Raw genomic sequence first — 13581 nt, 5'->3', positions numbered from 1 at the left:
CGTCGGGAGCGATTCGCCCGGTCGCCCGGCGGATCGACGTCCCGCACGTATATGCCGCCGCCGCCGCAAGTCATCTCCATGCCAGGCGACAGCGAGGACCCGAACGCGGAGGTACAGTACCATCTCGAGGTCGGCCCCGAGGACGTCGCCGATAGCGTCCTCCTGCCGGGCAACCCCGAGCGCGTCGAAAAGATCGCCGGCTGCTGGGACAACGGCGAGGAACGGGCTCACCACCGGGAGTACCGCACCGTCACCGGCAGCCACGAGGGAACGCCGATCTCGGTCACCTCGACGGGGATCGGCAGCCCGTCGGCGGCGATCGCCGTCGAGGAGCTCGCCCGGGTCGGCGTCGACACGCTCATCCGGGTCGGCTCCTGTGGATCGATCCGCGAGGAGGCGTCGGTCGGCGACCTCGTGATCACCACCGGCGCGGTCCGCCAGGAGGGAACCAGCGAGGAGTACGTCCGCGAGGACTACCCCGCGAGCGCCGATTACGAGGTCGTCTCGGCGCTCGTCGCCGCCGCCGAACGACTGGGATACGACTACCACACCGGGATCACGATGAGCGCCGACTCCTTTTATCCGGGCCAGGGACGACCTGGCTTCGAGGGCTTTTCGGCCGCCGGAAGCGACGACCTCGTCTCCGATCTCCGGGAGGCCAACGTCACCAACATCGAGATGGAGGCCAGCGCCATCCTCACGCTCGCGTCGATCTACGGTCTGCGGGCCGGCGCGGTCTGTAGCGTCTACGCCAACCGCGAGACCGGCGAGTTCCGGACGGAAGGCGAACTCCGGGCCGCAGAAACCGCCTCGCTGGCGGTTACCCTTCTGGCCCGGATGGACGAAGTGAAACGAGAGGCCGGCGTCGATCGATGGCACGCCGGCCTCTCGGTCTGAGATACGAAATCGGACTATTCCCAATTCCATCCTGATTTCGTATACTTCGTTCGTCCGGGTGGCCTGATTCCGTTTTCCCGAGATACGGACCCATACGGCGAGAAAGCGGTCGATATCGAGCCTGGACCGAAACAGACGAATATTGGCCTCGACACGGCAGTATGTGCCCACTGACGTTCCATAATGCTCTGTATCCGAAACAGGATCGATCCCATACGGAACCATAGACATACTTAGACCATCTATTAACCCATACTGGTAGTTATGGGGTGGTCGCTTTCGACCACCCGTCCCGAAACGCCGGTCGAGACGGACAACGACGGTACCTTTATGCACGCCAACTCAGAGGGAACTCACATGCCACGGATCGTGTTTATCGGAGCCGGAAGCATGGTGTTCGCGAAGACGCTCGTCGGCGATCTCCTCTCGTTTCCGGAACTCGCCGACAGCGAGATCGTCCTGATGGACGTCGACGAGCATCGACTCGAGCAGACGGCCCGCGTCGCCCGCGCGATGGTCGATAACGGCGACGTCGGGGCGACGATCGAGGCGACGACCGACCGCCGGGCGGCTCTGGAGGGTGCCGACTACGTCCTCAACATGATCAACGTCGGCGGCACCGAGCCGTTCGAAAACGAGATCCGCATTCCCGAAAAATACGGCGTCGAGCAGGCGATCGGCGACACGTTAGGGCCGGGCGGGATCTTCCGTGGACTGCGGACGATCCCGACGATGCTCGACATCGCGGCGGACATGGAGGAACTGTGTCCCGACGCGCTCCTCCTCAACTACACGAACCCGATGGCGATCTGCTGTGGAGCGATCCACGAGGCGACCGACGTCGAGACCGTCGGCCTCTGTCACAGCGTTCCCCACACGGCCGAAGCGATCGCCGACTATCTCGGGGTGGCCCAGGAGGAACTCGACTACTGGGTCGCCGGCATCAACCACATGGCGTGGTTTCTCACCCTCGAGCACGACGGCGAGGATCTCTATCCCCGACTCCGGGAGGCGATGGCCGACGACGAGATCTACGAGCGCGACACGGTGCGCTTCGAGATGCTGAAACACTTCGGCGCGTTCGTCACCGAGTCGAGTCACCACATGAGCGAGTACGTCCCCTACTTCCGGACCGATCCCGACACGATCGAGGCGATGACGGGGACCGACTACGCCGGACGCATGGAGACCGCGACCTACCTCGAGGGCTGGAAGGAACGCTCAGACGACCGGGACGGTGCCCTCGCCGACGTCGATACGGAGGACGTCACGATCGAACGCTCCGAAGAGTACGCCTCCCGGCTGATCCATTCGCTCGAGACCGACACCACCCGCCGGCTGAACCTGAACGTCTCCAACCGGACGGGCGCGATTTCGAACCTCCCCGACGACGTCTGTGTCGAGGTCCCCTGCCTCGTGGACGGGACCGGCGTCCACCCCTGCTCGGTTGGCGACCTCCCGACCGAACTCGCCGCACTGGACCGGACGAACGTCAACGTCCAGCAACTCGCGGTCCAGGGCGCCGTCGAGAACGACCGCGACGCCGTCCACCGGGCGGTCAAGCTCGACCCGCTGACCGCAGCCGAGCTGTCCTTGGGCGAGATCCACGAAATGACCGAGGAGCTGCTCGAGGCGAACGCGGCGTACCTCCCGGAGCTGGACTGAACGAGGGCGCCGCGGGACCGATGCGGACTAAGGGGGGCCTTCGAGGAGGTCCGCGAGCAACGCCCGTCCGACCGGCTGGCTCCCGGAGCCGGTCCGGAGCGTACACGCCGTGACGGTACCGTCGCCGACCTCCCGGGTAGAGACCGCCGCCGCCCGGTTCGAGAGCCAGCCCTCGACGTAGCCGAGGCGAATCTCGTCGTCGTCGGCCCCTTCCGCTACCGCGTATGGATAGCAGCCCTCGAGCTCCCAGCCCGGGACCCGGTCGACGTACTCGGGGAGGTCGACGGCGTAGAGAAGCGAGGCCACCAGGTTCCAGCTCTCGGTTTCGGGCAGCTCCCGGTAGGCGAAGAACTCGTCGTCGGCCATCGAGCCGTCGGCGTCGGGGACGACGACGACCCGGCCGCCGCTCTCGGCGAACTCCCGAACACCCTCGTCGGGATCGACGACGACGGCGACGTCGCTCTCCGCGAGCGCGTCGGCCGTCTCGAAGCCGAGGCCGGCGACCCGCGAGGCGAGAGCCTCCCCGTCGGCGTAGACCGCGAGATCGCCCCCGGGAGCCGGCTCGGGAACGGCAGTGACCGGCTCGTCGTTGTCCGGGGCCCCCGGATGGGAGACGCGAACCTGGTCGCACAGCGGTGCCTCCGTCGGCGGGACCGCCGTTGAGATCGCGCCCTCGATCCGCTCGGTGGCGAATCCCGGAACCGAGACCGGGATCGTTCCCGACTTCTCGAAGACCGACCACTCGACTTCGCCCTCGAGGGGCTCCGCCGAGTCGTTGACGATGACGAGATCCGCCTCTAGCTCCCCGCCGGTCTCGAGGGTGTGGGCGCCGAGGTCGATTCGGAGCAGTCTCTCGCTGTTGACCCGGGCGAACTCCTCGGCGAAGGCCTTCGGCTCGCGGCGGTAGTCCAGAATTCCGTTGAACTCCCACTCGATGTCCGAGAACTCCGTGATGACGTAACCGTCCACTCCGTCGTGGACCCGCATCCGCTCGATGACGTCTTTGATCGAGCGGTACTCCCGGTACTGCCAGGCCGTCGCGAGATCCGACCAGTCGTCGAAGACGTCGGGAAGCGGCGATTTCTCGAAGCGGTCGCGGTAGCCCGCGGGCCGTTTGAGCCCATCCAGGAACTCGTGGTCGTACCACGGCGGCCGTCCTCGATAAAACTCCTCGATCGCGGGCGCGTCGCACATCCCCCAGGTGCCGAACTCGGAGACGATCAGGGGGGCCGCGGCGGGATCGGTCCCGGTCGCTGCGTAGTTCTCCTCGGGCGAGGTCGCGAGCGCCTCGAGGCGGTCGTCCCACGCGCCCGCTCGATCGGGACTGACGAAGTACTCGTGGTAGTCGTTGACGTCGGTCGCGACGTGGGCCCAGCCGGAATTATCGCAGACCAGCCGCGTCGGATCGCACTCGCGGGTCTCCTCGTAGAGGTCCACGAGGTACTCCTGTTTGGCTTCGTCCTCCCACAGCGAGGTCTCGTCGTCGAGTCCCTGGGGGTTGCCGATCCCCCACTCCTCGTTGTAGAGGCTCCAGATGGCGACGCTCGGCCGGTTGTAGTCTCTGTCTACCATCCCGAACAGCTGATCGCGGACCTCGCGGCGCGAGCGCTCGGTGTGGACCGTCGGGTTCGCGGGCTCCTCCCAGACGAGCAGCCCCTGGCGGTCTGCGGCCTCCAGAAAGTCGGGATGAGCCGGCTTGATGTGTTTTCGCAACAGATTGAAACCCAGATCCTTCGCGAGTTCGACCTCGCGGGCGAAAAGGTCGGGCTCGAACGGCCGGTAGAAGGTTTCGGGATAGTAGCCCTGGTCCAGAGCACCCCGGATCGGGTAGGGCTCGCCGTTCAGGTGGACCTGGCCGTCGTCCACGTCGACGCTTCGCATCCCGAAGTAGTCCTCGTAGCGGTCGACGACCTCTCCCTCGCGCTCGAGGGCGACGCCGACGTCGTACAGTGCGGGCTCCTCGGGCGACCAGTAGTCGGGGTCTGCAAGCGCGATCGTCGTCGAGCCCTGGCCCCGCTCGATCGGCGCGTCGGCGCTCGCGACGACGTCCCCCTCCCGGCGGAGTTCGATCGCCGCCGACAGCGCCGTCGTCCCCGTCGCTCCGGACCCGATCACGTCGACGGCGACCGAAACCGAGTCGTACGCGAGGTCGGGCGTCGCCCGGAGACCGGCGACCCGCAGTGCCGGGACGACCTCGAGGGAGACCGGCTGCCAGATCCCGCTGACGCGGGTGTACCAGGGTTCGCCCTGTTTCCCGTGGGGGATCTCGCTCAGGTCATCGGGGTCGACCACCTCGACGACGAGCTCGTTCTCCCCGGCGGTCGCGGCGTCGGTGGCGTCGACGGCGAACGGGAGGTACCCCCCGCGGTTCGAGCCGACCTCCTCGCCGTTGACCCGGACCGTCGCCTCGTAGTCGACCGCGCCGAACCGGAGGAGCACGCGCTCGCCCGCTCCGGGGTCGGCCGCGAACGTCCGGCGATACCAGGCCCGCCCGGTGTACTCCCGATAGGCGTCCAGTTCCTGCCAAGCGTGGGGAACCTCGACGGTCGTCGCGCGGTCGGGCCAGTCGGCCCCCGGCTCCGACCAGCCCGCCGTGCGGCCCTCGTCGTCGGGATCGGTGACGAACTCCCAGCTCCCGGTAAGCGGCGTCTCCCGCCGGTGGTTGCTCATGAACGACCGTCGGTTGTACGGGGTCCCCAAAGAAGGTCCCGATCAGTCAGCCCCGGCGAGGTGGGAAATCAGTCCGAGGGTAAGCGCCGTCACGACCGGGTGGGTGCCGACCTCGCCGCGGAACGTACAGGCGATGAGCCGGCCGTCGCCGACCGGCCGTTCGACCAGCGACCCGCCCCAGTCGGCCAGCCACCCCCGGACGTGGCCCGCGTGGACGACGTCCTCGTCGGGGTCCGGCTCCGAGACGACCGCGTAGGGGTACGCGTCCTCGAACTCCCAGCCCAGACGGGCCTCCGGAGAGAGCCCGTCGAGCAGCGGTGAGTCCTGGTAGAAAAAGGAGGCCGTGCTGGCCCGGCCGTCCGTCCGGGCCAGCTCCCGGAACTCGAAGCAGTCGCTGTCGGCCATTCCACCGTCGTCCCGGGGGATTTGGATGGCGGCCCCGCCGCGTTCGACGAACTCCCTCACCTCGCCGGCGTCGCTCGTGAACGCGACGTCGGCCCCCTCGAGCCGGTGGGTGACCGAAACCCCCGCCCGCGAGAGCGCGGCCGCGAGCCCCCCCTCGGCGTAGACGACAGGCTCCCGGGGGACCGGAAGCGACGAGGGGACGACCGTGATCGGCTCCTCGCAGGCGAGGTCCCCGCCCGCTCCGTCCTCGACGACGACCGGCTCGGTCCGGGGCTCCTCGAGAGCGGGAACCGGGAGGGCGATCGGATCGCTCTCGGCGACCGAGTGGGCGGGTGCCGTCAGCCGACAGGTTCCCTCGGCTTCGCCGAACCGCCACTCGAACTCGCGGGCGACCTCGCTGTCCGTGTCGTTGACGAGCGCGAGCTCGAGTCGGCGGCTCCTCCCGCCCCAGGCGACGTGGGAGTCGACGGTCGCCACGAGGGCGACCTCGCGGTTGATTGCGGCGAGGCGGTCGGTGAACCCCTTTGGCGCCCGGCGGTAGTCGAGGAGCCCGTTTGCCTCCCACTCGACGTCGGTAAGCTGGGTCAGGACGTACCCCGAGACCTCCTCGCGCCGGCGGAACTCGCCGATGGCGTGTGAAAGCGAGTCGAGCGCACGGCGCTCCCAGGCCTTCCGCAGCGCGTCGAGCGAGCCGAAGACGCTTTCGAGGCCGGTCCGCTCGAAGCGGGCCTCGACGTCGCTGGGTCGTTTCCTCGCTTCGGCGGGGAACTCACCGGCGAACCAGGGCGGCTCCCGGCCGTAGTGCTCTGCGAGCGCCTCGACGTCGGGCAGGGCCCAGCACCCGAACTCCGAGATCACGACCGGGGCGTCGGGCTCGGCCCACCGGCGGGTCGCGTAGTTGTCCCCGCGGTGGTGGAGCAGGTGTTCTAAGGCCCCGCTCCACTCGGTCGCCCGGTCGGGGCTCGCGACGTAGCGATGGTAGTCGTTGAGGTCGGTGTCGACGTGGGCCCATCCGGAGTTATCGCAGACCAGCCGCGTCGGGTCACGCTCCCGGACGGCGTCGACGGTCGAGGCGAGGGCCGCCTGCTTTGCCTCGTCGGTCCAGAGAGGCTCCTCGGCGGGGTCGTGGCCGATCCCTCGCTCCTCGTCGTAGACTCCCCAGAGCACGACGCTCGGGCGGTTGTAGTCCCGGTCGATCAGCCCGAACAGCTCTTCTTCCGTGGCCTCCCGCGACCGGTCGGTGTACCGCGTCGGGCCCGCGGGTTCGGCCCAGACGAGCAGTCCCTGGCGGTCTGCGGCCTCCAGAAAATCGGGACGGGCCGGCTTTCCCTGTGTCCGGACGAGATTGAAGCCGAGGTCCCGGATCCGCTCGACCTCGCGCTCTGCACTCCACCCCGCCGGCGGCCGGTAGAGCGTCTCCGGGTAGTAGCCCCGGTCGACGACCCCTCGAAGCCGGATCGGCTCGCCGTTGAGGAGGAGTCCGCCCGCACCGTCGCGCTCGAGCGCCCGCATCCCGAACGTGTCGGCGTAGCGGTCGACGACCGCTCTCCCGGCCCGCAGCGTGACCTCGAGGTCGTAGAGCGCGGGCGCGTCGGGCGACCAGTAGTCGGGGTCGTCGAACTCGAGCGTCACGCTCCCCTCCGGGCCGGCGCTCGCCAGGGCCGCGACCGATCCCCCCCGGGTCGCCCGGACGATCGCCCGAAGGTCCTCCCCGTCGCGTCCTCCGGGATCGACCTCGAGGGAAACGGTCGCCGTGTCGCTCTCGAGGTCGGGCGTGACCCGGGCGTCGACGACGTGGCTCTCGGGACGGAGCGAGAGCGAGACCGACTGCCAGATCCCGCTGACGCGGGTGTACCACGGCTCGCCCTGGTTCCCGTGGGGGATCTCGCGTAGGTCCTCGGGGTCGTGGACGGCGACGGTGACGGTGTTCTCGCCGGCTCCGAGCGCCTCGGTCACCTCGAACTCGAAGGGGAGGTAGCCGCCGCGGTGGTCGCCGACCCGCTCGCCGTCGACCCAGACCGTCGCCCAGTAGTCGACCGCGCCGAACTCGAGGAACGCCCGGCGGGAGTCGAGGGCGCCCTCCTCGAGGTCGAACGAGCGGTGGTACCACGCGGTCCCCGCGTACCCCCGCAGGTCGTCGGTCTCCTGCCAGACGTGGGGAACGTCCACGGGATTGGCCTCGGTCACCCAGATCGCGGGCTCGGTTCCCCATCCCGCGGACATCCCGACTGCGTCGGGGTCGACGTCGAACAGCCACTCCCCGTCGAGCGATCGCGACCGTCGGGGATCGCCGTCCTCTCGCATACCACGTCCTCCGGCCCGGGACGGTTAAGTGTTCACTCCCCGGTGCGCGGACTCGTCGTTCGGAGCCAGACGGCCATCTCGCCGGGTTCGCGCTCGTCCCACGCGTAGTAGGGGACCGCGGTGATCGGCTTCCGGACCCGCTCGGTCGGCGCCTCGCGGTAGAGTTCGCCCTCCCATCCCCCCATCTCCGGCGCGCTCGCGTCGGCCTCGACGGCCACGACGCCGCCGAGGAGGTCGGGCCGGTAGTCGGGGTCGAACGTCGTCTCTCCGTCGAGGACGTACTGCGAGAGCGGCCGGTCGTGGTCCGCGCCCTCAAGACAGTAGACCAGCGGCCCGCGGGCGAGCGCGACCCGGCCGGCGTCCGCTTCGACCGCGGGGTGGGCCTCGAGCCGGCGAACGGGCTGACCGAAGACGATTTCGACCGTCTCTCCGGACCACTCCCGGTCGATCTCGGCGTAGCCCGCCCCCTCGACTCCCACGGGCTCGCCGTCGACCGCGACCTCCACCTCCCGACACCAGCCGGGGACCCGGACGGCGAGGGTGAAGGCGGTCGGTTCGGCCGTCTCCACCGCCAGGGTTACCTCGCCCTCCCAGGGGTAGTTCGTTCGCTGAGTCACGGTCACGTCGCGTCCCCCGATGTCGGTCTCGAGTTCGCTGCCGACGAACTGGTTGACGTACACCGTCCGGTCGTCGGTCGCGTAGAGGTAGTCCTCGAGGGAGGCAAACAGCCGCGCGAGGTTCGGCGGACAGCAGGCACACTCGAACCACCCCTCGCGGTGGTGGTCGCCCGCGCTCTCGAGGCGGTTGTCGTAGAAGAACTCGGTGCCGTCGAGCGAGATCCCCGCGAGGACGGCGTTGTACAGCGTCCGCTCGATCAGATCCTGATACTTCGCCTCGCCCGTCAGTTTGAACAGCCGGTGGTTCCAGAAGACGCTCCCGATCGCCGCACAGGTCTCGGCGTAGGCCGTGTCGTTCGGCAGGTCGTAGTCGTCGGTAAAGCGCTCACCCTCCCGGCTGGATCCGATCCCGCCCGTGACGTAGGTGCGTTTGTGGGCCATGTTCTCCCAGAGAGCCTCGAGATGGGCGAGATACTCCTCGTTCCCGGTTTCTGCGACCACGTCGGCGACCCCCGCGAGGAAGTACGTCGCGCGGACCGCGTGGCCCTCGACGGCCACCTGGTCTAGGAACGGGGCGTGGGCCTGGGCGTAGCTGCCGTCGTAGGCGCCGTCCTCGTAGAACACGTCCCGCGCGTCGGTCGCGATCCCCGCCTCGTAGCCCGCGATCTCCTCGATGGTCTCGAACTCCTCCTCGAACCGCCCGCGGCCTCGTTGCTCGACGAAGTACTCAGCGAGGTCGACGTACCGCTGCTCGCCCGTGACCCGGGCAAGGGAGACGAGCGCGAGTTCGATTCCCTCGTGGCCCGGCGGCCCCTCGACCTCGTCGCCGAACGTCGAATCGACGTGGTCGGCGAGCCGTATCGCGACCGCCAGGAACTCCCGGGAGCCCGTCGCGCGGTGGTGGGCGACCGCAGCCTCGATCAGGTGGCCCGCACAGTAGAGCTCGTGCATCGTGTTGAGGTTGGTCCACCGCTTGTCAGGGTCTTTCAGGGCGAAGTAGGTGTTCAGGTAGCCGTCGTCGTCCTGGGCGTCGGCGACCAGCCCGACACAGTCCTCGACCCGTCGCGCTAGGTCGGGGTCGTCCTCGCTCGCCAGGACGTAGCTCGCGGCTTCGATCCACTTGTAGAGGTCCGAGTCGGCGAACCACATCCCCTCGAACCCGCCCGCTTCGCCGGCGGCCGCCCGCCGGAAGTTCTCGAGACAACCCGTCTCTACGAGCTGGTCGTACTGGTACTCGAGGGTCCGCTCGCGATTGGTCTCGAGACGGGGGTTCCAGAACGGATCGTCGATCGTCACGGCCGGGAGCGCCGGCGCCGTCGGTCCGGAAGCGTCTGCCATCGTCGGAAAAACCGTCCGCGGGCCTAAAGCTCTTCGCGACGAACGCCCGGTTCAGGTGGCTTCCTCGGTCCGCGGGGCAGCCTCGCGTTCGCGTTCGCGCTCGACCAGCAGGTTCTCGCCGGTCCGGCGGTCGAAGAGGTGGATGTCGTCGGGGTCGAACGTGATCTCGACCCGGTCGCCGACCGACGGCTTGATCGCGCCGCTCACCCTGACACAACACTCCTGACCCTCGATGTCGAGGTAGACGAAGTTGTCGCTGCCCGCGACCTCGACGACGTCGACGGTCGCGGCGATCGCGTTCTCGCCGCCCCCGAGGGTGATGTCCTCGGGACGGATCCCGAGTTCGAGGTCGTCGGCCCCGCGGGCCGTCTCCGCGATCGAGGCCGGAAGCTCGTAGGTGAAGCCGTCGCCGACGAGCCGGGAACCCTCGAGACTGACGTCGAAGAAGTTCATCGAGGGGCTCCCGATGAAGTCCGCGACGAACCGGTTTGCCGGGTTGTCGTAGATCTCCTCGGGGGTCGCGAACTGCTGGAGTTCGCCCGCGTTCAGCACGACGATCCGGTCGCTCATCGTCAGCGCCTCGTGTTGGTCGTGGGTGACGTAGATCGTCGTCGTCCCCAACTCCTCCTGGAGCCGTTGGAGCTCGGTGCGCATGTGGACCTTGAGCTTGGCGTCGAGGTTCGACAGCGGCTCGTCCATCAGGAAGATCTTCGGGTCCCGGACGATCGCCCGCCCGGTCGCGACGCGCTGTTGTTGGCCCCCCGAGAGCTCGCTCGGCTTGCTGTCTAGCTGGTCGCCGATCCCCATCATCTCGGCGGTCTCCTCGACGCTCCGGTCGATCTCCTCGTCGGACATGTCCGTCGTCAGCTTCAGGCCGTAGGACATGTTCTTCCGGACGCTCATGTGGGGGTAGAGCGCGTAGTTCTGGAACACCATCGCGATCCCCCGGTCCTGGGGTTCGACCCCCTTGATGCTCCGGTCGCCGATCCGGATGTCGCCGCCGGTGATCGACTCGAGGCCGGCGACCATCCGCAACAGCGTCGACTTCCCCGATCCCGAGGGGCCGACGATGGTGATGAACTCGCCGTCCTCGATGTAGGCGTCGAAGCCGTCGATCGCGACGAAGTCGTCGCTGTAGACCTTCCGGACGTTCTCGAACGTTACGGACGCCGTCTCGTTGGTACTGTTGCTCATTGTCGTGTCTCCGTCTGATTCCGCCTGCACTGGCGCTGGTTCGCCCGCGTTCGGGGAGTCCATGCGTGGCCGCTCGTCCGATCACCGGTCACTGTCGGACACCTCCCTCGAGGGAGTCGGTCCCGGAGACTGTCGCGACGAACTCGACGTGGAGCGCGCCGGCGACGCCCGCGAACAGCAGGGCCACGGCGACCATCAGGACCGACGTGAACGCGAACAGCGCGACCGTCACGGTGCCGAGTGCGGCCGCGCCGACCGCGTGGCGGGCCGTCCAGAGGTAGCCCTCCCGGACGGCCGCGAGCGCCGATTTCCCCTCGGCCAGTCCGAGCAGCGTCGGGATCGAGACGAGCCAGGCGTACAGCCCGGCGTAGCCACAGCCCAGCGCGAGCAGGCCCGTCGCGACCGTCCCGCTCGCGAGGTAGGCGAGCGCGTAGTTCGCCGCGAGCGCGACCAACACGACCGGGACGAGCCCCAGCAGCGTCGCGTGGACGAACTGGCCCCGGACGGTCGCGAGGACCGCCGGCCGGTCGACGCGGCCGTTCTCGCGAAGCGACAGGACGGCGCGGTAGGCGCCGACGGTCGCCGGACCGATCGTGACGACCGGCAGGGCCGCGAGGAACCAGCCGACGCTGATCGCGACCACCGCGGGGAGGTTCTCCCAGGTCAGGCGGGTCGTCCGCCGGAGGGAGGCGTACATCGGGTCGAGTTCCGCCCCCGTCATTTCGTCGTCCCCTGCATTTCGACCGCCTGGACGAGCTGTTTTTGCATCACCAGAAAGACCAGGAGCAACGGCACCGACGCGATGACCGCCGAGGTCATGATGACGCCGGGCTCGGTGACCCCGAGGTTGTCCTGGAGGGTCACCAGCCCGATCGGGAGCGTGTACATCGTCTCGCGCTGGAAGATCAGCAGGGGCCAGACGAAGGAGTTCCACGTCCAGATGAAGATGAACAGCCCGAGTGCCGCAAGCGGCGAACGCATCAGCGGCAGGACGATGTGGCTGAACACCCGCAGGCGCGAGAACCCGTCGAGGCGTGCTGCCTCCTCGAGTTCCTCGGGGATGTCCTTGAAGAACTGGACGAGCATGAAGACCCCCAGCGGGTTGGCGGCGCTGGGAAGCACCACGCCCCACACCGAGTTGACCAGCCCGAGTTCGCTCGCGATGATGTAGACCGGAACGAGGTTGATGATCCCCGGCACCATGAAGCTGGCCACGATGACCCCGAAGATGACCCGGCGGCCGGGCCACTCGAGGCGGGTCAGCGAGTAGGCGATCATCGCGTCGACCACGATCACGAACAGCGTCGTGACCCCCGCCAGGATGAGCGTGTTGACCGTCCACATCCCGATCAGGGAGTTGTCGATCAGGTACTGGTACCAGTAGGTCGTCACCTCCCAGGGGATCAGGTAGGGCGTTTCCGAGTAGACCAGCTCGCGAGTCATAAAGGACGTCGCGAACATGTACCAGTAGGGGATCAAGAACAGCGCGGCCGTTCCGTACAGACCGACGTACAGCGCGATGGTCCGCAGTCGGGTGTTCGTGAGCGAGACGCCGTCGAGCAGGCCGCCGCGTGTATCGGTACTCATCGTCTATCACCCGCGAGGAAGTAGTAGTTGGTCGCCGAGATGGCGATCAGGATCATGAAGAGGACGTAGCCGACGGCGGCGGCGTAGCCGAACTGCCGGCTGGTAAAGGCCGTCTCGTAGAGGTAGAGGACGACCGTCGTCGTCGAGCTGGAGGGGCCCCCGTCGGTCATGATGTAGGGCTGGCCGAACACCTGAAAGGAGCCGACGAACGTCACGATCACGACGAACACTAACGGATTTCGCATCTGCGGGATCGTGATGTCGCGCATCATCCGCCAGGTGCTCGCGCCGTCGAGTTTCGCCGCCTCGTACAGCCGGTCGGAGACGTTCTGGCGGGCGGCCAGCAGGATGATGAAGTTGAAGGCGAGTTGCCACCAGACCGTCGCGATGGCGATCGCGGGCATCGCGAGATCGTAGGAGGTCAGCCAGTTGCCCCCGCCGATGTAGTAGGCGACGAGCCCCGAGGCGTTGAAGATCTCCGTCCACAGCAGGCCGACGACCGCGACCGTCAGCACGTACGGGCTGAAGAAGATCGTCCGCAACAGCCACTTGCCCCGCACGTCGCGGTTGACCCCGAGGGCCAGAAGCAGGGAGCCGACGATGATCGGCGGCACCGTGAGCACGACGAAGTAGACGGTGTTTCGCAGCGCCGTCCAGAAGTCGGGGTCCCCGACCAGCGTCCGGTAGTTCTCAAGGCCGACGAACTGCGACTGGGCCGGCGCGAGGGCGTTCCAGTCGTGGACGCTCATGTAGAGTGCAATCGCGAGCGGACCGAACAGGAACAGGAGCGCGGTCACCAGATACGGGATCGCGAACGTCGTTCCCGCGATCCACTCCCGGGTCGCAGACCGGGTGAGGTCGATGCGTCCCGACTCCTCGTTCGATTGGGTTGATCCTGCCATAG

9 protein-coding genes are annotated in these 13581 nt (G+C 68.0%); 2 read left to right on the top strand and 7 right to left on the bottom strand.

Translation table 11 applies throughout. The features are described from left to right. Positions 1-78: 78 nt before the first annotated feature. Both DVH23_RS06505 and DVH23_RS06500 read left to right on the top strand, forming a co-directional pair. Positions 79-897 (top strand): nucleoside phosphorylase, encoded by an 819-nt coding sequence (locus DVH23_RS06505; RefSeq protein ID WP_114576624.1) that lies wholly within the window; start codon positions 79-81, stop codon positions 895-897. 357 nt (positions 898-1254) lie between these two features. Beyond that, on the top strand, positions 1255-2562 hold the full coding sequence (locus tag DVH23_RS06500) for an alpha-glucosidase/alpha-galactosidase (RefSeq protein ID WP_114576753.1): 1308 nt from the start codon (positions 1255-1257) through the stop codon (positions 2560-2562). Positions 2563-2589: 27 nt separating this feature from the next. On the opposite strand, the gene DVH23_RS06495 is transcribed toward DVH23_RS06500, so the two are convergent. The 7 genes from DVH23_RS06495 to DVH23_RS06465 all read right to left on the bottom strand — a co-directional run bounded on the left by DVH23_RS06495 (position 2590) and on the right by DVH23_RS06465 (position 13579). Then, positions 2590-5232: a glycoside hydrolase family 2 protein gene (locus DVH23_RS06495; RefSeq protein ID WP_114576623.1), complete on the bottom strand. Its 2643-nt coding sequence runs from the start codon at positions 5230-5232 to the stop codon at positions 2590-2592. A 42-nt stretch (positions 5233-5274) separates the two neighbouring features. Further along, on the bottom strand, positions 5275-7941 hold the full coding sequence (locus tag DVH23_RS06490) for a sugar-binding domain-containing protein (RefSeq protein WP_114576622.1): 2667 nt from the start codon (positions 7939-7941) through the stop codon (positions 5275-5277). Positions 7942-7973: 32 nt separating this feature from the next. Beyond that, positions 7974-9896 carry a glycoside hydrolase family 127 protein gene (locus DVH23_RS06485; RefSeq protein ID WP_114576621.1) on the bottom strand — a complete coding sequence of 641 codons (1923 nt, stop codon included), beginning with the start codon at positions 9894-9896 and terminating at the stop codon, positions 7974-7976. Between the two features lie 51 nt (positions 9897-9947). Continuing rightward, on the bottom strand, positions 9948-11090 hold the full coding sequence (locus DVH23_RS06480; protein WP_114576620.1) for an ABC transporter ATP-binding protein: 1143 nt from the start codon (positions 11088-11090) through the stop codon (positions 9948-9950). 88 nt (positions 11091-11178) lie between these two features. Next, positions 11179-11811, bottom strand: a complete 633-nt coding sequence (locus DVH23_RS06475) for a hypothetical protein (RefSeq protein ID WP_114576619.1) — start codon at positions 11809-11811, stop codon at positions 11179-11181. Further along, positions 11808-12677 carry a carbohydrate ABC transporter permease gene (locus tag DVH23_RS06470; protein ID WP_114576618.1) on the bottom strand — a complete coding sequence of 290 codons (870 nt, stop codon included), beginning with the start codon at positions 12675-12677 and terminating at the stop codon, positions 11808-11810. Before DVH23_RS06470 ends, DVH23_RS06475 begins: the two co-directional genes overlap by 4 nt. Continuing rightward, positions 12674-13579, bottom strand: coding sequence for a carbohydrate ABC transporter permease (locus tag DVH23_RS06465; protein WP_114576617.1), 906 nt, complete (start codon positions 13577-13579; stop codon positions 12674-12676). The genes DVH23_RS06470 and DVH23_RS06465 overlap by 4 nt, the downstream gene beginning before the upstream one ends. Positions 13580-13581: the final 2 nt, after the last annotated feature.

Origin of the sequence: Saliphagus sp. LR7 (genome assembly GCF_003344565.1) — an archaeon.
Classification (GTDB): Archaea; Halobacteriota; Halobacteria; order Halobacteriales; family Natrialbaceae; genus Saliphagus; species Saliphagus infecundisoli.
Note: the sequence above shows the minus strand (reverse complement) of the source record. Positions and strands in the feature narration are given on the sequence as shown.

What these genes read in the sequence shown, in the direction of transcription:
- DVH23_RS06470 (WP_114576618.1), bottom strand. Translation starts at nt 12,677, where the DNA reads ATGAGTACCGATACACGCGGCGGCCTGCTCGACGGCGTCTCGCTCACG.
- DVH23_RS06505 (WP_114576624.1), top strand. Translation starts at nt 79, where the DNA reads ATGCCAGGCGACAGCGAGGACCCGAACGCGGAGGTACAGTACCATCTC.
- DVH23_RS06495 (WP_114576623.1), bottom strand. Translation starts at nt 5,232, where the DNA reads ATGAGCAACCACCGGCGGGAGACGCCGCTTACCGGGAGCTGGGAGTTC.
- DVH23_RS06465 (WP_114576617.1), bottom strand. Translation starts at nt 13,579, where the DNA reads ATGGCAGGATCAACCCAATCGAACGAGGAGTCGGGACGCATCGACCTC.
- DVH23_RS06485 (WP_114576621.1), bottom strand. Translation starts at nt 9,896, where the DNA reads ATGGCAGACGCTTCCGGACCGACGGCGCCGGCGCTCCCGGCCGTGACG.
- DVH23_RS06480 (WP_114576620.1), bottom strand. Translation starts at nt 11,090, where the DNA reads ATGAGCAACAGTACCAACGAGACGGCGTCCGTAACGTTCGAGAACGTC.
- DVH23_RS06490 (WP_114576622.1), bottom strand. Translation starts at nt 7,941, where the DNA reads ATGCGAGAGGACGGCGATCCCCGACGGTCGCGATCGCTCGACGGGGAG.
- DVH23_RS06475 (WP_114576619.1), bottom strand. Translation starts at nt 11,811, where the DNA reads ATGACGGGGGCGGAACTCGACCCGATGTACGCCTCCCTCCGGCGGACG.
- DVH23_RS06500 (WP_114576753.1), top strand. Translation starts at nt 1,255, where the DNA reads ATGCCACGGATCGTGTTTATCGGAGCCGGAAGCATGGTGTTCGCGAAG.